This window comes from Leisingera sp. ABM4_101, from assembly GCF_056158725.1.
Window position 1 is genome coordinate 4071666 of the sequence record NZ_JBSWTV010000002.1, and the last position, 17090, is coordinate 4088755.

Consider the following 17090-nt stretch of genomic DNA (forward strand, 5'->3'; position numbering starts at 1 on the left):
ATGGCCCAGCAGCGCATCCTGATCATCCTGCTGAATTTCCGCACACCGGAAATGACCCTGCAATCCGCAGCGGCCGCTCTGCGCGAGCTGGAGGAGCTGCCGGGCGAGCTATTGATCATCGACAACGGCTCCGGCGACGGTTCCTATGACCAAATCCGGGCAGAGGCGGAAACCCGCGGCTGGCTGGGCGGCGGCCGGGTGCGGGTGATTGCCTCGCCGGTGAACGGCGGCTTTGGCGCTGGCATGAACATCGGGCTCCGCACTGGCCTGGCAGACGGCAGCGCGCCGGAGTTCTACTATCTCCTGAACTCCGACGCCTTTGTGCAGGGCAGCACCATCCGCACCCTGCGCGACTTCCTGCTGGACCACCCCGGTGCCGGGCTGGCGGGGTCGTATGTGCGCGGCATCGACGGGACGCCGCACCGCACCGCCTTCCGCTTTCCCTCCGTCGCGGGCGAGTTTGAGGCGAGCGTACGCACCGGCTTCATTACCCGCCTCCTGAAACACTGGATCGTCGCCATGGAGATGCCGCAGGCAGAGGTGCAGGTCGACTGGACCGCCGGCGCCAGCCTGATGATCCGCCGCGAGGCAATCGAGGCCGCAGGCGGGTTTGACGAGACCTTCTTCCTTTATTTTGAGGAGACCGACCTCTGCCGCCGCGCCGCCCGGGCGGGCTGGCGCACCCACTATGTGCCGGCCAGCGAGGTGGCGCATATCGGCTCTGCCTCCACCGGCATGAAGGGCTGGCAGCGCACGCCGCAGTATTGGTTCGACTCGCGCCTGTATTACTTCGTCAAGAACCACGGCCGCGCCTATGCCGCCGCAGCCACATTGGCCCGCATCAGCGGCAGCCTGATCTATGGCCTGCGCCGCCTGATCCAGAACAAACCGCAGGCTGATCCGCCGCATTTCCTGCGCGATCTCTGCCTGCACAGCCTGCGCGCACTCTTTGCGCCGCGCCGCACAACACGTACCGAAACGCGCCTCCCTTCTCCGCTTGCAAAGGAGCAGAAATGACCGCATTCACCTGTGCCCTGATTGGCAATGAATCCCTTCTGATCGGCTGCGCCGATGCGCTGCTGGCGCGCGGCCACCAGATCCGGGCGGTGGTGTCCCAAGACGCGGACATCCGCGCCTGGGCTGCGGATAAGGGGTTGGCATTGCTGGACAAACCCGCAGACCTCAGCGGCAGCTTCGATTGGCTGCTGTCGATTGCCAACTTGACCGTGATCCCGGATGCGGTGCTGGCGCAGGCTGCCAAGGGCGCGGTCAACTTTCACGACGGGCCGCTGCCGGCCTACGCGGGCCTCAACACCCCGAACTGGGCGCTGATCAACGGCGAGCCGCAGCACGGCATCACCTGGCACCTGATCGAGGGCGGCGTGGATGAGGGTGATATCCTGGCCCAGCGGCTGTTTGATGTGGCTGAGGATGAGACCGCTTTCAGCCTCAACTCCAAATGCTATGCCGCCGCAATGAACAGCTTTGGCGAGGTCGTCACCCAGCTGGAAACCGGCGATCTGAAACGTCAGAAACAGGACCTGAGCCAGCGCCGGCTGTTCAAGAAGTCGGACCGCCCGGCGGCGGGCGGGATGCTGGATTTCAACCGGCCCGCGGCGGAACTCGCGCGGTTGGTGCGGGCGCTGGACACCGGCGGATACTGGAACCCGATGTGCGCCGCCAAGCTGCGCATCGGCGGGACCGTGGTGCTGGCTGGCGCTGCAGAAGTTGCGGAGGGCAGCGGCGCGTCGGGAACCGTCCTGGAGGTCAGTAAGGCCAGCGTAAAAGTCGCAACCGGCAGCGGGGCCCTCCTGCTCTCCCGCCTGACCACCCCCGCGGGCCAGACGCTGGACATCTCCAAACGGGTCAATCCAGGAGACAAGGTTCCCTCCCTGACCGTAGCAGAGGCCGAGTCACTCACCGCCCGCTTCGCTGCGGTCCAGGGCGGTGAAAGCCACTGGCGCCGGCGGCTTGCAGCGATGCAGCCGGTGCAGGTGCCGCTGGCCTCAGGCAACAGCAGCGGTGAATACAGCCGCCGGGACATCGCCCTGCCTGCAAACCTAAGTGAAGAACAGGCAGCAGCTGCCGCGCTTGCCTTTGCCTTGCTCAGCAGCGGTGCAGAAGCCGGCGATGTGGCGCTGTCGGTGGAGGGGATGGAGAGTTTGCCCGGCCTGATCTCCGGCTGGATGCCCTTGCAGGCGCGGCGGCAGGACAGCGTGGCAGACCTCGTTGAACGCAGCGTGCAAGAGATTGCCAAGGCACGCAAAACCGGCGGCTTTGCCGAGGATCTGGTGGCCCGCGCACCGGAGATTGCAGCGCAACCCATGCCCGGTATGGGCCTGAAGCTGGGGTCCGATGCAGCGGTTGAGGGCTGCGCTGCCACAGTCTCCCTGACCAATGGCGCCATGGCGCTGCACTGCGACACTGCCGCCCTGACAGTCGAAACCGCAGGCCTGCTGGCTGCACGCCTGGAACTGATTCTGAACGCCATTGCAGAAGACGGCAGCCGCCCGGTTGCAGAGCTTCCCGTCCTGCCCGAGGCCGAGCGCAAGCTGCTGCTGGAGGATTGGAACCAGACAGCAGCGGACTACCCTGCTGATCTCACCATCCACGCGGCCTTTGAGACGCAGGCCGCCCTGACCCCGGAGGCCACCGCGCTGGTGTTCGAGGATCAGAGCTTCACTTATGCCGAGGTCAACGCCCGCGCCAACGCCGTGGCGGGACGCTTGCGAGAAATGAACGTAGTGCCGGGCGTGCATGTTGGCATCCACATCCGCCGCACGCCGGAGCTGGTGTTTGCTGCGCTTGGGGTGATGAAAGCCGGCGGCGCCTATGTGCCGCTGGACCCTGCCTACCCCGCTGACCGCATCGCGCATTACATCGCTGACAGCCAGGCGCAGGTGATCGTGACCCAATCCGCGCTGGCGAACGGGCTGCCTGCCTCGGACGCCCAGGTTCTGGATATCGAAACCGTTCCCGCGGAGACAGCGGCCGGTAACGTTGACGGCGGTGCCTCCGGCGGCGATCTCGCCTATCTGATCTATACCTCCGGCTCCACCGGCCTGCCCAAGGGGGTGATGGTCGCCCACGCGAATGTGTCGAACTTTTTCACCGGCATGGACGCACGCATCCCGCACCAGCCCGGCGATGCATGGCTGGCGGTGACCAGCCTCAGCTTCGATATCTCGGTGCTGGAATTGTTCTGGACGCTCACGCGCGGGCTGAAGCTGGTGCTGTCCAGCGATGAAAGCCGGCTGGAGCTGTCCAAGGGGCCGGTGGCCCTGTCAGACCGTAAAATGGACTTCAATCTGTTCTACTGGGGCAACGACGACGGACCCGGTCCGCAGAAATACCATCTGCTGCTGGAGGGCGCCAAGTTCGCCGACAGCCACGGCTTCAACGCGGTCTGGACGCCGGAACGCCACTTCCACGCCTTTGGCGGCCCCTATCCGAACCCATCCGTCACCGGCGCGGCGGTTGCCGCAGTGACGCAGAACATCGGCGTGCGCTCCGGCTCCTGCGTGGCGCCACTGCACCATCCGGCGCGGATTGCCGAGGAATGGGCGGTGATCGACAACCTGACCGCGGGGCGTGCAGGCATCGGCTTTGCCTCCGGCTGGCAGCCGGACGATTTCATCCTGCGGCCTGAAAACACCCCGCCTGCCAACAAGCCCGCGATGTTCGAGGCCATCGAAACCGTGCGCAAGCTGTGGCGCGGCGAGGAAGTGGGTTTTCCCCGCAAAGATGGCGGTGAACACAACGTCCTCACCCAGCCGCGCCCGGTCTCCAAGGAGTTGCCGGTCTGGGTGACGACCGCGGGCAACCCGGAGACCTGGCGTGAGGCCGGTGCGATCGGGGCAAACGTGCTGACCCACCTGCTGGGCCAAAGCATTGATGAGGTCGCGGGCAAGATCCGCATCTACCATGACGCCCTGCGCGAATCGGGCCATGATCCCGCGGATTTCAAGGTCACGCTGATGCTGCACAGCTATCTGGCTGGAACCCGGGAGGAAGCCCGGCGGGTGGCGCGGGAGCCGATGAAGGATTACCTGCGCTCCGCCGCCGGGCTGATCAAGCAATACGCCTGGGCCTTCCCCGCCTTCAAGAAACCCGAGGGGGTGCAGAACCCGTTTGAGATGGACCTCGGCATGCTGTCGGAGGAGGAATTGGAGGCAATCCTCGACTTTGCCTTTGAGCGCTATTTCGAGGACTCCGGGTTGTTCGGCACCATTCAGGACGCCTGCCAGCGAGTGGAACAGCTGAAGCGTATTGGCGTGGATGAGATCGCCTGCCTGATCGACTATGGCATCGCGCCGGATGTGGTGCTGGAGGGGCTGAAACCGCTGGCCGAGGTGCTGCGGCTGTCGAACGCGCCGCAGGAACTGGCGGTGGATGATTTCTCGCTGGCGGCACAGATCGTGCGCCATGGGGTCAGCCACATGCAATGCACGCCCTCAATGGCGCGGATGATTGCCGCGGATGCCGATGCCAGCGCCTGCCTGGGCCGGCTGCAGCACCTGCTGGTGGGCGGCGAAGCGCTGCCGGGGGATCTGGTGCAGGCACTGCGCGAGACGACCCGGGCGGAGATCCACAACATGTACGGCCCGACTGAGACGACGATCTGGTCGACGGTGGAGACAATCAGCTCTGCCCCTGCGGGGACGGCCGGGATCGGCACACCGGTTGCGAATACGCAAGCCTATGTTCTGGACGAAAAGCAAACTCCTGTCCCTGCGGGGTCTCCAGGTGAACTTTATATCGGCGGCGCGGGGGTCACAGCGGGGTACTGGCAGCGGGACAAACTGACCTCTGAACGCTTCGTTAACGCAACGTTCGCTGCAACACCCCTGTACCGCACCGGCGATCTGGTGCGCTGGACCGAAGGCGGGACGCTCGCCTTCCTGGGCCGAACCGACCACCAGGTGAAGATCCGCGGTCAGCGGATCGAGCTGGGCGAGATCGAGGCGGTGCTGGCGGCGCAACCAGGCGTGACAGGCGCCGTGGTGGTGCCGCGCGGTGAAGCTGGCACCGGGCAGCTGGCGGGTTACATCACCGTCTCTGCGCCAGTGCAGCCAGAGGCCCTGAAACAGGCGCTGGCGGCGCGGCTGGCAGAGGTGATGGTGCCCGCGCGCATCATCACGCTGGACGCTTTCCCGCTGACCCCAAACAAGAAAATCGACCGCATGGCGCTGCCGGACCCGCAGCCCGAGCGGGCTGATGCCGCCCCGGCCGTTGCGCTGGATGCGGGTGCTCAGGCGCGGATTGCCACGGTCTGGAGCCGCATCCTGGGGGTCAGCGGCATCGGCGCGCAGGATAATTTCTTTGCCCTTGGCGGCCATTCGCTGCTGGCAGTGCAGGCGCACCGGGAACTGCGCGCGGAGCTGGGCACCGCGGCGCTGTCGATCACCGATATCTTCCGTTTCCCGACGCTGGCGGGGCTGGCGGCGCATATCGAAGGGCTTGCAGGCACCCCGGCAAATACGGAAGAACAGCCGCAGGATACCGCAGCACCGGACCGCAGCGACATGATGTCGAAACGGCGAGCGATGCGGGCCAACCGCAGGGCAAGGACCGGATGACGGAAACAAACAGCAGACTGGCAGAGCGGCTGGCCCTGGTCCGGCCGCTTTTTGCCGCCGATGTGGCGCTGGCCGGGGCAGACCCGCTGGGCGCACCGCCCGTGCCGCTGGCAGAGGAAGCCGCGGGGCTGTCGCCGAATGCGGTGGAGAAACGGCGCAATGAATTTGCTGCGGGAAGGTCAGCGGTGCATCAGGCCATGCAGCAGCTGGGCGTGCCCCCCACTCCGGTGCAGGTGGGCAGCGACCGGGCGCCGGTCTGGCCCGCGGGGCTGGTCGGCTCCATCACCCACACCAAAAGCTGCGCGATGGCGGTGCTGGCACGGTCTGGCGCGGTTCTGGGGCTGGGCATCGACGTGGAAGAAGACACGCCCCTGAAAGATGAACTGCTGCCGGCGATCTGCTCGGACCGGGAACAGGCCTGGCTGAAGCGGCAGGACAATCCGGGCCAGATGGCCAAGATGATCTTTTCCGCCAAGGAAGCGGCCTACAAGGCGCAATACTGCTTAAGCCGGTCGTTTTACGGGTTTGACGGGATGGAGCTGGAGTTTGATTTGGCCGCAGGCGCCTACCAAGCCTTTTTTACCGCCGACCGGGGGCCGTTCAAGCGCGGCGAAGCGGTTGGCGGGCGTTTTGCCATTGGTGCGGGGCTGATCATGACTACCGCAGAAATCCGGGGGCGCGGATGATGGGGCGGCGCGGGTTTCTGGCATTGAGCGCTGCTGCCGCAACGCTGGGGCTGATGGTGTTTGCGACCCGCAGCCGAAGCGTACCGGTGCCGCCGCCGCTCGCCCCGCCTGCGGGTCCGATGAAGGTGTTTCACCTCGGCCATTCGCTGGTCGGGCCGGACATGCCGCATATGCTGGCGCAGCTGGCACCGGAGGGGCACAGGTTTAACAGCCAGCTGGGATCGGGCACGTCGCTGAGGGCGCATTGGGAGCCGGAGGAAGACATCCTCGACTTTGACGCCGCCAATCAGGCACCGGCGTACCGGGATGCGAAAGAGGCCATCGAGTCAGGCGAATATGGCGCAGTGGTGCTGACAGAGATGGTCGAGCTGCGGGACGCGATCAAATACTTCGATGCAGCCAAGTATTTGGGGAAATGGGCGGATTTGGCGCGGCAGGCGTCGCCGGAGCCGCGTGTGTATCTCTATGAAACCTGGCACAGGCTGGATGACCCGGATGGTTGGCTGGAACGGATCGAGGGAGACCTCGAAGCGTTATGGACACGCCAGCTGCTGGGGCGTGACAGCCGCCGCAATCCTCAGCGCCCGGTTTACCTTATCCCTGGCGGGCAGGTGCTGGCTGCGGTAGCGCGTGCAGCGGAGGCTGAGGAAATCCCGGGACTGGCTTCACGTGAATCGCTGTTTGCCAGAACGCCTGAGGGCGGTCTGGACAGCATCCATATCAACGATCTGGGCGCCTATGTTGTGGCGCTGACCCACTATGCGGTGCTGTATCAGCGCGCGCCCATGGGCCTGCCGCATCAATTGACCCGCGCCGATGGCAGCCGGGCAGATGCATTTGCCCCGGAGGCTGCGGCCAGGGTGCAGCAGATTGTCTGGGACACTGTGCGCGCCCTGCCCCGCACCGGTCTGGCCGCCGCGGGAGCAGCGGCATGAAACTGGAGGCGCTGATCACATCGGTTGTGATGATCGGCCATTCGCTGTTCGGGCCGGACAATCCGCAGATGCTGAAACAGCTGCTGCACACAAGGGCAGAGGCTCGGGTTGAAGCACAGATCATCAATGGCGCGCCGCTCAGCTACAATTGGAAGCACAGCAGCAGTGCCGAGGGTGTGGATTCACGTGAAAGGCTGCGCGAAGGCGCAGATGCGGTCATTGTGACGGAAGCTATCCCGCTGGCCAATCACCTGAAATGGAGCGGCACCGAACAAGCGCTCACGCAGTATTATGAGCTGGCGCGTGCGGCCAATCCGGACGTGCAATTCTACCTGCAGGAAACCTGGCACAGCCTGGACAGCGGCACCGGGGCGGATGTGCCGTTTGACGACGGCGCCGATGTGCCCTGGCGGGAGCGTCTGGAACAGGACCTGCCGCGCTGGCAGGCGGTGGTGGCACAGGTGAATGCGGCCACTGGCGGCGACGTGAAACTTCTGCCCGCAGGCCAGGCGATGGCGCGGCTGGATGATGCCATTCAGGCGGGCACCATGCCGGGGCTGTCCAGTATCCGCGACGTCTTTGCCGATGATATCCACCCCAATGCCACCGGTTTCTATTTCCTGGCCCTGCTGCAATATGCGGTGCTGACCGGCAAGGACCCTGCCGGTTTGCCGCACCAGTTGACGGATCGCTGGAGCAAGCCCTTTGCCGCGCCCTCACCCGAGTTGGCGGCGCGGCTGCAGGTCATCGCCTGGGCTGCCGCCCAGGGGAACAGCATCCGCACGGCGGCCTTGCCCGCGCGCCCTGCACCGCTGCCGCAGGATCCGCCCCTGCCTGTGCTGAATGCAGCAGTGCTGGAAGACGCAGCCCACACCGCAAGACCGGCCGCCCGCCAGCCCGTTGCCATCAACCTCGCGGGCATCGCGGACTGGAGCACCCAGGCGCCTTTTCTCGACCATTTCAAAACCTCGCGCCCCTGGATCGGCCATCTGCCGAAACGCTGGGGCGGCGCCGGGCATGAAGACCTGCTGGCCGCTGGATATCTGGATGCCAATGGCTGGCCCACTGCCATCCCGCCTGAACTCAGCTCAATCGGCACGGTCATCCTCACCGACCTGCCGGAGGAGGCGGTCTCGCTGGCGGGACGCTATGTGCTGCGCTTTGAGGGCGACGGCATTGTCGAGGTTCTGGGCCGGGCCGGGAATGTCCGCTATGGCAAAGGCGAAGTGCGGTTTGACTATACGCCTGGCCCCGGCCCGGTGGAGATCCGCATCCAGCGCACCGGCCGGGACGGCGATTACGTGCGCAATATCTCGGTGGTGAAAGAGGAGCATCTGGAGGCCTACGCGCAGGGGGCGCTGTTCAACCCGCTGTGGCTGGACCGGCTCGACGGGTTTGCGGCGCTGCGGTTCATGGATTGGATGGCCACCAATGACTCTGGCCAGACCGGCTGGGAGGACCGCCCCTTGCCGCAGGATTACACCTGGGCGCTGAAGGGGGTTCCAGCAGAGGTGATGCTGGCGCTCGCCAACACGCTGGGCGCCGATCCCTGGTTCACCATGCCGCATATGGCAGATAATACCTATATCCGGCAGTTTGCCCGCCTGGCTGAACGCGGTTTGGACGAGGACCTGCGCGTCTATGCCGAATATTCCAACGAGGTCTGGAACTGGCAGTTCCAGCAGGCCGCCTGGGCCGATGCCCAGGCGCAAGCGCGCTGGGGCAGTGACGGGCTGTGGATGCAGTTCTACGGCGGCCGGGCGGCAGAAGCAGCGCAGATCTGGACGGATGTTTTTGGCGGGAACAGCGGGCGGCTGGTGCGGGTGATTTCGTCGCAAACCGGCTGGCTGGGGCTGGAGGAGCAGGTTCTGACCGCACCGCTGTGGAAGGCGGAACGCGCGGAGCGCCTGGCGCCCGCCGCCTATTTCGATGCCTATGCGGTGACCGGTTACTTCGGCGGCGTCCTGGGGCTGAAGGAGCGCGCGGGGGAGGTCCGTGCCTGGATCGCTGCCAGCCGGGAGCAGGCAGGGGCGGTGGCTGCGCAGCGCGGGCTGACGGGCGCGGCGGCAGAGGGATTTGCAGAGCGGCATCAGTACGATGCGGCCTCGGCCCAGGCGAGTGCCGAACTGCGGGACGGGCTGATCTCGGGTGATCCTGCGGACACGCTGGCGGATCTGCTGGGCCGGGTGCTGCCCTATCATGCCGGGGTTGCGCAAAAACACGGGCTGGAGCTGATCATGTATGAAGGCGGCAGCCATGTGGTCGGGATTGGACCGATGGTGGAGGATGAAGCGCTGACCCACTTCTTCACCCATTTCAACTACACGCCGGAAATGGGGGCGCTTTACCAGGAGCTGCTGGCTGGCTGGCTGGCGCTTGGCGGCACGCTGTTCACCGCCTATGCCGATGTGGGCATGCCGGGGAAATGGGGCAGCTGGGGCGCCTTGCGCACTCTCAGCGACCGGAACCCGCGCTGGGATGCGCTGGAGGCTGTGAAGTGAGCCCGAAGGTCTCTATCCTGATCCCGGCTCATAACGAAGCCAATTATATCAAAGACTGCCTGCAGGCGGTGTTTGCCTCGGATCCGCTGCCTGCGGGCGTGGCAGCGGAAGTGCTGGTCCTGGCCAACGGCTGCACGGACGGCACCGCAGCCCTGGCCCGCGCCTGCACGCCTGGCCCGGATTGGCACCTGCAGGTGCTGGAGCTGCCGCAGGGCGGCAAGCTCGGGGCGCTGAATGCCGGAGACAAAGCGGCACGGGGCAGCATCCTGATCTACCTGGACGCAGATGTTCAGGTTTCGCCCGGGCTGATTCCGCAGATCGCCGCGGCATTGTCTACGGGGGCACCGCGCTATGCCAGCGGCAGCCCCCGGGTGGCGCCTGCCCGCAGCCGGGTGACCCGCGCCTATGCACGGCTGTGGGTGCGGCTGCCGTTTTTTTCCTCCGGCGTGCCCGGGTTCGGCATCTTTGCAATGACCCGCACCGGGCGGCAGCGCTGGGGGGACTGGCCGGATATCATTGCCGATGACATCTTTGCCCGGTTGAATTTTGCCCCGCAGGAACGGGTGCAGGTGGCGGCGCCATACAGCTGGCCGATGGTCGAAGGCTTTCGCAATCTGGTGCGGGTCAGACGGCGGCAGAATGCCGGGGTGGCAGAGGTGGCAGAAGCATACCCGCATTTGCTGCGGAACGCGGACACGCCAAGGGCCGGCGGCGGCACGGCACTGCGCCTGCTGCTGCGCGATCCGGGCGGGTTCCTGACATACGCTGCGGTTGCGCTGGCGGTGAAAACCCCGCTGTTTGCCTCCCGCTCCCGCTGGACCCGGGGCCGCTGACAGCCCGCCGCTTTCGGCGGCCTTGGGCCAGGCTCAGCAGGAGCGGAGCATCGTCAGATGTGCCGGCGGCGGGTGGGAGGGACCCGTTACCTTTGGATCGCTTCGCGGAAATGCGCTGCCAGTTTTGCAGCTTCGGTTGCGCTGCCGTGACGCTGCAGCACCCGGGTGCGGCCCGCCTGGCCCATGGCGGCGAGGTGTTCTGGCGGCGTATGCGCAAGCTCCAGAATTGCTTCAGCCAGCGCGGTTTCACCGCCGGCTGGCACCAGCCAGCCAGTCTTTCCCGGCAGCACCAGCTCCGGAGTACCCGCGATATAGGTGGCGATAACCGGGCGGGCGGCGGCCATTGCCTCCATCACCACCATCGGCAGCCCCTCGGCAAAAGAGGGCATCACCAGCGCGTGGGCGCGGGCCAGTTCTGCCCGCACGCCGTCCTCTGCCAGCCAGCCGGTGAGAGTGATATTCCGCTGCAGCCCGAGGCTGGCAATCGCTGCCTCCAGGTCCGGGCGCATCTCGCCGTCGCCAATCAGCGCCAGATGCGCATCCGGGATATTCTGCACCAGCTGCGCCATGGCACGGACCAGAACCATCTGGCCCTTCTGCTCGACAAACCGCCCGATGGCAGCCAGCCGCAGCGGCCCCTGCGGCAGCGGCGCGGGGCTTGCGAAGCGGTCCGGCTCGATGCCGCAATGAACCACTTTCAGGCAGTCCCATTTGCTGAAAGACGCCCAGCGGCTCAGCTGGCTTTTGCCGAAACTGCTGACCGCCACGGTGAAAGCGGCGCGGCTGATCTTCTCCCCCAGCGACAGCGCATGGGGGGCGTCGAATTCCTCCGGCCCGTGCACGGTAAAACTGTAGGCCGGGCCGCCCAATTCATGCGCCAGCATCGCGACCGCAGCGGAATTGGTGCCGAAATGCGCGTGCATGTGCTGCACGCCCTCTGCTGCGCAGCGCTGTTTCACATGCGCCGCCTCGCCTAGGTAAATGATATGCCGGAGCACGCCTTTGTCCGAAGCGCGCGCCAGTTTCACGGCCAGGGCCAGCGCCCGTGTGAACCGGCGCGGGGTCAAGGCCTCGCGTGCCAAAGCGGCGAGAAGACGGCCTGTGCCGGCCTGCAGAACATATCCGGTGCGCGCGGCCTCCGCCTGGTCGGCGGGGTCAGCCAGTGCGCTTTCCGAGGGGCGCATCGCCAGCCGCAGGACCTCCACGCCCTGCTGCTCCAGCGCTTGCAGCTCGCGGCGGATGAAGCTGTGCGAGGGCTGCGGATAAGTGTTCAGAACATAGGCGATCTTCAACGCTGAGGGTTCCCGGCAAGTGTATGTTTCTGCGGCAGGTTAGCGGTGGATTGGCGGCTTGCCCAGCGTTGGATGCCGCTTGTTCCGGGGGGCGTGGAGAATGCAGCACAAGGATAAGGATTGTCGCTTCATTTCAGCCGCTTGCATGGCTCTCATCCGCCATTGCCGCCGCGCGATTGACGCCCCTGCCCTGCCCGCCTAGCCTGCAGGACAAGTGTTTTGAGGAATGGCGCCGGGATGCAGCGGGTTGCTTTGCTTTTTGCCGGCCAGGGGATGATGGCGCGGGTGCTGCGCTCGGCCTCCTGGCTGATGATCGGGTATGGCGGCAGCCAGGCCTTGCGGCTGGCCTCCAACCTGATCCTCACGCGTATTCTGTTTCCAGAAGCCTTTGGCCTGATGGCGCTGGTTACGGTGGTGACGGTGGGGCTGTCGCTGTTTTCCGACGTCGGCATCGGGCCCTCGATTGCCCAGAACAAGCGCGGCGATGAGCCGGCGTTTCTGGACACAGCCTGGACCATCCAGGTGATCCGCGGCTTTGGATTGTGGGCGCTGACGGCGCTGCTGGCCTGGCCTGCCGCCGCGTTCTATGGCGCGCCGGAGCTGCTGCTGTATCTGCCTATCGCAGGCGCCGGTCTGGTCATTGCCGGCTTCAACCCGACCCGGATCGAGACCGCGCACCGGCATCTTCTGGCTGGGCGGGTCACGGCGCTGGACCTGGGCGGCCAAATCGTCGGGCTGGCGGCGATGATTGCATTGGCGCTGGCGACGCAGTCGGTGATCGCGCTGGTGCTAGGCGGGGTCATTCAGGCTGCGGCCAAGCTGGTGCTGTGCCACTACGGCCTGCCGGGGGCTGCCAACCGGTTCCGCTGGGAGAAGGCAGCTGCGCGGGAGCTCATTCATTTCGGCAAATGGATTTTCCTGTCCACTGCCTTCTGGTTTCTGACTTCGCAAGGAGACCGGGCGATCCTGGGCAAGTTCGTGCCGCTGGAGGTGCTGGGGATCTACAACATCGGCTATTTCCTGGCGAGCTTTCCGATGCTCCTGGGCCATGCGGTGAACCAGCGGTTGATGATCCCGGTCTATCGCGACAGGCCTGCGCGGGAGGCACCTGAGAACCTCCGGCGGCAGCGGCAACTGCGCAGCGGGCTGACCGGTGGCATCCTCGCAATGCTGCTGGTGATGGCCTGGGCCGGGCCGTGGCTGGTGCAGTTCCTGTATGATGACCGCTACCTGCTGGCCGGGCCGATGATCGTGCTGATTGCCCTGGCGCTGGCGCCGGCAGTGATCACCATGACCTACGATCAGGCGGCGCTGGCGGCGGGCGACAGCCGTGGCTTCTTTGTGTTTTCCGCTGCCCGCGCCTGCCTGCAGACGGTGCTGTTCCTGGGCGGGGTGATGTGGTTCGGGCTGGCGGGCGGCATTGCCGCGCTGGGATTGGCGATGCTGGCGGCCTATCCGGTGCTGGTGCGTCTGGCGCGCAAACATCACGTCTGGGACCCGCTGCATGATGCGGGCTATGCCTTACTAACCGCCGCGGCAGGCGGCGCAGCGCTGCACTGGCATTGGGCGGAGATTGCAAAGATGGCGGCGGCGCTGAATGCCCCCTGAGCACGCCCGTTTTTTTAGAAAGCAATTCAAGTAATAGCGCGTGCTTGATCAAGTCACTGAGCGTTCGCTTGGCCGGGAGCGGAACGCGCCCGCCGTGGGGCGGGCGGACGCGTGCCTGCCGCTAACGCGAGACAGGCAAATTAAAGAAGTACTTCCGGCAGCAGGTTGCTTGGCTCAGACCTTGCGCCGGAACAATCCGATGCGCGCTTTGCCCGGTGGGCGGGTGTCCATTACCGGAACCGAGACCACCGGCACCAGTCCGGTTTCCCGCTCCATCTGCGCTGCGGTGCGCAGCACCGGGTGGCGCAGTTCCTGCAGAAAGGCTGCCAGAAGGGCAAGAATAACACTGGCAGCAGCCCCCATCAGCGCCTTGGTCTTGCGGGCGCCGGTCACGGGATAATCCGGCAGCGGCGCCGGCTCGATGACCGTCAGGCGTTCCGCCTGGCGGCCTGTTTCCAAACGGAAGCCGACTTCTGCCTCGTTGCGCCGGGCGGTCATTTGCGCAAGCTCCGCCTGCAGCTGTTCCAGCCGCCGGTCGTAGGCGCCCAGCTGGCGCTCGACCTCAGGTGTGGTCTGCAGGGAGGCTGCCAGCCCGGTCTTGCGCTGTTCCAGCAGCAGTTCCTGCGCCTCCAGCGTGGCCAGCTTCTGTTCAGCCTCCTCCAGCATCCGGCGGGCGGTGGCAGGGCGTTCCGTCGCCTGCGCCTGGTCGGCGGCGCGGCGGATTTCAATCCGCTCCCGCGCAATCTCCAAAAGGCCCTCGTTCAGGGCCGCGATTTCAGCCCGGCGGAATTCGATCGTGCCAGGCAAGGTTACATCATTTTCATTGCGGTAGGCGGCAATCTCATCCTCCAGCGCGGCGACCTGGTCTGCCAGCGCGGCCTCTTTTCCGGCAAAGAAGCTGAGCGTTTCGCGCGCCTGGTCGATACGGCTTGCCACGCTGAGCTCGATTGTGCGGCGGCCAAACTCACTGGCAACTTGCTGCGCCTGTTCCGCAGTGGGCATCCGCGCGGTGATCGTCAGCACCGAGATGGTGCCGTCATCGGCAAAGCCCTCGCGGGCGGCAGCAACCCCGGTGATCCGCACCGACTCGCGCAGGAGCGCCACTTTTTGCAGCTGAGTCAGCGCCTCCGTATCAGCGTAGAGGCCGAATTTCCCGATCACTTCCAGCACCGTTCCGCGTGCCATCAGTCGCTGCTCAATCAGCTGCATACGGCGGGCAGAGGAGCCTTCTACAGTGGACTTCGCCAGTTCCCCTGCGATCTGCGGCTGGGTGATCTGGAGCACCTCTGCGGTTTCATACTCATGCTGCTGCTTGGCCGCGAACCAGACCGACAGCAGGCATCCCAGCACAAACACGCACAGGATGGTGAACAACCTGCGCCGCACCATGTCCAGGAAGTCGCCAAGCGAGTAAATCGGCCCCATCTGTCTGCTCTCATGCCCCGGCTGCCGCCGTTCCAATTTCCTCAGGCTGCACCTTGGCCACCTGTGTCCTGAGTTTCATCACAGCAACCGGGCAAAACTATGACATTGCGGCCTAGTTCAGCGGGCAGTCCGATGCGCGGGCCCGGTTCAGAACCAACCCAAGCAGCTGGGTATGGCCCGTCAGCATTTTTTCACAGGCTGCAAGCTGGGCCGCAGTGGTGGCCGTGCCGTCAGAAATCAGCAGCACCCCGTCCACCTGCGGCAGGAAAGCGGCGGTATCGTCATACTCCAGCACCGGCGGCAGATCGAAAAGAGCGGTATCGGCACCGCTGCGCAGCATCATGTCGTCCAGCACCCCGGCGCAGCTGCGGCCATGCAGGATTTCAGCGGCATCCTGATCTGCTGCATTGTTGAGGCCGACGGCCAGGGACGGCATCGGGCGCAGCAGCTGCTGCTCCAACGGGACTGCACCGGACAGAAAATCCGCAAGCCCGCCGGGCGCAGCCATGCCCAAGGACTGTCCGACGCCCGGGCGCCGGAAGTTCAGGTCCATCAGAATGGTGCGGCTGCCGGGCACGCGGGCCAGGCTCAGCGCCAGGTTGACGGCTGAAAAGGTGGTGCCTGCGCCAGCCGAAGGGGCCGTCACTGCTACCCGCCGCCAGCCGCGCTGCCGCAGTGTATGCAGCAGCCGGGTGCGCAGCAGGTCAAAGGACTTGGCCGCGGGGCTGCTGCGGAAACAGCTGACCAGAGGCAGCCCCGCCTGCTGCGGCTCCTCAGCTGCCATCCGGCGCTGCGGAATGCGTTCCCAGGGTTCTGGCAATGGGGCAGGCAGCTGCGCATCGGTATCTTCCGCAGGCGCGCCCAGCCGGTGCTGCCCGCCTGCCCCCGCCGCAAAGGGCACATCGCCCGCGGGAGCGCGGCGGCGGCGGAACCGCTTGAAGCCCTGCTCGCTCATGCTGTCCTCAACTCCTGTGTGCGGGCGTTGCGCCGGGCCGGCACACAACGCCCCTGAAACTGAAAAATGCTTCACAACCGTGCTCCCCGCAATGGGTGGATGAAATGCTGCCGGCCGCAAAGCGCGAACCGGCATCAGATCAGAAAGATGTTAATACCCTGTCCCCTTCACAACCACGCCCGCCGTGCGGCAGATCAAGCCAAGATCCCGGCCCAGCGACAGTTCCCGCTGGTACTGGAAATCCGCCCTCACCCGGCTGGCAAAGCTGGCCTCGTTGCGGACCGATACCTGCCAGATTCCGGTGATCCCGGGGCGCAAGGCAAAATAGGCCCGGGCATCGCCGTAAAGCGGCAGCTGATCCGGCATCATCGGACGCGGCCCGACCAGGCTCATGTCGCCCTTGGCAACATTCCAAAGCTGCGGCAGCTCATCCAGGGAAGTGGCCCGCAGAACCCGGCCCACACGGGTGATCCGCGGGTCGTTCTTGAGCTTCTGCGTCTCGTCCCATTCCAGGCGCAGCGCCGGATTGCTGTCCAGATAGTGCAGCAGCAGCTGGTCTGCGTCCCGGACCATGGTGCGCAGTTTTAGAATGCGGAATTTCTGCCCGCCGCGGCCCAGCCGCGCCTGGGTATAGAACGGCCCGCCGCCTTCTAGCCAAAGCGCCAATGCGCATATAGCAATCAGCGGCAGCGTCAGCGGCAGGCTGAGAAGAACCAGGAAAAGATCCAATGCGCGCTTGCCGGCAGCCGCGTAGGCTGAACCCGCGCTTGCACCATGCCTGCCCGTTTGCGCAATGCTCCTCAAAGCTGCGTTTATGTTGGCAGCCTGAACAGGGCCGGCGGCTGTGACAGGCCGCCGCCGTTTGAGATCACCCTGCGCAAAAGACAGCCCCGCCCCGCCGGGAACCATGTCTTTCATTCCTTATACCCCCGCTTTCCGGCCACAAATCAGCCGGCCCGCCGCCACGCACGTGCAGCCGATGAAACTGAAAACCGCCACCCGCACCCGCAAAGGGCGCAAACAGCTATTACTGGTATTCTGGTTCAGAACCGGGCACGCCCCCACGCGCCCGCGTCCAATGTTTTCTCCGCCCAATCCCCTGGCGGCACTGCATTTCTGCAGCCAGTCTTATTTAAGACAAACTTTAGAAAACTGGCGTAAATATTGTGAGAGCGGCCCGAAAAAGCCTAAAATCCCGCTGTATCGCCGATATTCATGGAAACAATTACCTGCCGCTCAAGAGCATTGTCCGGCAAACGTGTAAAAGCTGCAGGGA

Annotated in this window: 12 protein-coding genes; 8 read left to right on the forward strand and 4 right to left on the reverse strand. The window is 65.4% G+C overall.

The features are described from left to right. The 6 genes from ACXAEK_RS21000 to ACXAEK_RS21025 are packed head-to-tail and all read left to right on the forward strand — an operon-like array spanning nt 1 to nt 10534. A complete protein-coding gene (locus ACXAEK_RS21000; RefSeq protein ID WP_475044894.1) occupies nt 1–1017 on the forward strand; it encodes a glycosyltransferase family 2 protein in 1017 nt (338 codons plus the stop codon). After that, a complete protein-coding gene (locus ACXAEK_RS21005) occupies nt 1014–5579 on the forward strand; it encodes a MupA/Atu3671 family FMN-dependent luciferase-like monooxygenase (protein WP_475044896.1) in 4566 nt (1521 codons plus the stop codon). Before ACXAEK_RS21000 ends, ACXAEK_RS21005 begins: the two co-directional genes overlap by 4 nt. Further along, a complete protein-coding gene (locus ACXAEK_RS21010) occupies nt 5576–6265 on the forward strand; it encodes a 4'-phosphopantetheinyl transferase family protein (RefSeq protein WP_475044897.1) in 690 nt (229 codons plus the stop codon). The genes ACXAEK_RS21005 and ACXAEK_RS21010 overlap by 4 nt, the downstream gene beginning before the upstream one ends. Continuing rightward, entirely contained in the window at nt 6265–7200 is a 936-nt protein-coding gene (locus ACXAEK_RS21015; protein WP_475045340.1) for a hypothetical protein, read from the forward strand. The genes ACXAEK_RS21010 and ACXAEK_RS21015 overlap by 1 nt, the downstream gene beginning before the upstream one ends. Then, the gene (locus tag ACXAEK_RS21020; RefSeq protein ID WP_475044898.1) at nt 7197–9701 is read left to right on the forward strand and encodes a hypothetical protein; all 2505 of its coding nucleotides are present in this window, start codon (nt 7197–7199) and stop codon (nt 9699–9701) included. The genes ACXAEK_RS21015 and ACXAEK_RS21020 overlap by 4 nt, the downstream gene beginning before the upstream one ends. Continuing rightward, on the forward strand, nt 9698–10534 hold the full coding sequence (locus ACXAEK_RS21025) for a glycosyltransferase family 2 protein (protein ID WP_475044900.1): 837 nt from the start codon (nt 9698–9700) through the stop codon (nt 10532–10534). Before ACXAEK_RS21020 ends, ACXAEK_RS21025 begins: the two co-directional genes overlap by 4 nt. Before the next feature lie 86 nt (nt 10535–10620). Here ACXAEK_RS21025 and ACXAEK_RS21030 read toward each other — a convergent pair whose 3' ends face one another. Then, the gene (locus ACXAEK_RS21030; protein WP_475044901.1) at nt 10621–11826 is read right to left on the reverse strand and encodes a glycosyltransferase; all 1206 of its coding nucleotides are present in this window, start codon (nt 11824–11826) and stop codon (nt 10621–10623) included. Between the two features lie 237 nt (nt 11827–12063). Between ACXAEK_RS21030 and ACXAEK_RS21035 the strand changes: the two genes are divergently transcribed. Then, the gene (locus ACXAEK_RS21035; RefSeq protein WP_475044902.1) at nt 12064–13434 is read left to right on the forward strand and encodes an oligosaccharide flippase family protein; all 1371 of its coding nucleotides are present in this window, start codon (nt 12064–12066) and stop codon (nt 13432–13434) included. 174 nt (nt 13435–13608) lie between these two features. Here ACXAEK_RS21035 and ACXAEK_RS21040 read toward each other — a convergent pair whose 3' ends face one another. From ACXAEK_RS21040 to ACXAEK_RS21050, 3 genes are all read right to left on the reverse strand, one after another. Continuing rightward, the gene (locus tag ACXAEK_RS21040; protein ID WP_475044903.1) at nt 13609–14859 is read right to left on the reverse strand and encodes a GumC domain-containing protein; all 1251 of its coding nucleotides are present in this window, start codon (nt 14857–14859) and stop codon (nt 13609–13611) included. 112 nt (nt 14860–14971) lie between these two features. After that, nucleotides 14972–15814, reverse strand: a complete 843-nt coding sequence (locus tag ACXAEK_RS21045) for a P-loop NTPase family protein (protein WP_475044905.1) — start codon at nt 15812–15814, stop codon at nt 14972–14974. A gap of 150 nt (nt 15815–15964) precedes the next feature. Then, nucleotides 15965–16732 carry a sugar transferase gene (locus ACXAEK_RS21050; protein WP_475044906.1) on the reverse strand — a complete coding sequence of 256 codons (768 nt, stop codon included), beginning with the start codon at nt 16730–16732 and terminating at the stop codon, nt 15965–15967. Between ACXAEK_RS21050 and ACXAEK_RS21055 the strand changes: the two genes are divergently transcribed. Then, on the forward strand, nt 16722–17078 hold the full coding sequence (locus ACXAEK_RS21055) for a hypothetical protein (RefSeq protein ID WP_475044907.1): 357 nt from the start codon (nt 16722–16724) through the stop codon (nt 17076–17078). The genes ACXAEK_RS21050 and ACXAEK_RS21055 overlap by 11 nt on opposite strands. Nucleotides 17079–17090: the final 12 nt, after the last annotated feature.

Coding starts and splice junctions, on each gene's coding strand:
- ACXAEK_RS21000 (WP_475044894.1), top strand. CDS start 1: ATGGCCCAGCAGCGCATCCTGATCATCCTGCTGAATTTCCGCACACCG.
- ACXAEK_RS21005 (WP_475044896.1), top strand. CDS start 1,014: ATGACCGCATTCACCTGTGCCCTGATTGGCAATGAATCCCTTCTGATC.
- ACXAEK_RS21010 (WP_475044897.1), top strand. CDS start 5,576: ATGACGGAAACAAACAGCAGACTGGCAGAGCGGCTGGCCCTGGTCCGG.
- ACXAEK_RS21015 (WP_475045340.1), top strand. CDS start 6,265: ATGGGGCGGCGCGGGTTTCTGGCATTGAGCGCTGCTGCCGCAACGCTG.
- ACXAEK_RS21020 (WP_475044898.1), top strand. CDS start 7,197: ATGAAACTGGAGGCGCTGATCACATCGGTTGTGATGATCGGCCATTCG.
- ACXAEK_RS21035 (WP_475044902.1), top strand. CDS start 12,064: ATGCAGCGGGTTGCTTTGCTTTTTGCCGGCCAGGGGATGATGGCGCGG.
- ACXAEK_RS21040 (WP_475044903.1), bottom strand. CDS start 14,859: ATGGGGCCGATTTACTCGCTTGGCGACTTCCTGGACATGGTGCGGCGC.
- ACXAEK_RS21045 (WP_475044905.1), bottom strand. CDS start 15,814: ATGAGCGAGCAGGGCTTCAAGCGGTTCCGCCGCCGCCGCGCTCCCGCG.
- ACXAEK_RS21055 (WP_475044907.1), top strand. CDS start 16,722: ATGTCTTTCATTCCTTATACCCCCGCTTTCCGGCCACAAATCAGCCGG.
- ACXAEK_RS21050 (WP_475044906.1), bottom strand. CDS start 16,732: ATGAAAGACATGGTTCCCGGCGGGGCGGGGCTGTCTTTTGCGCAGGGT.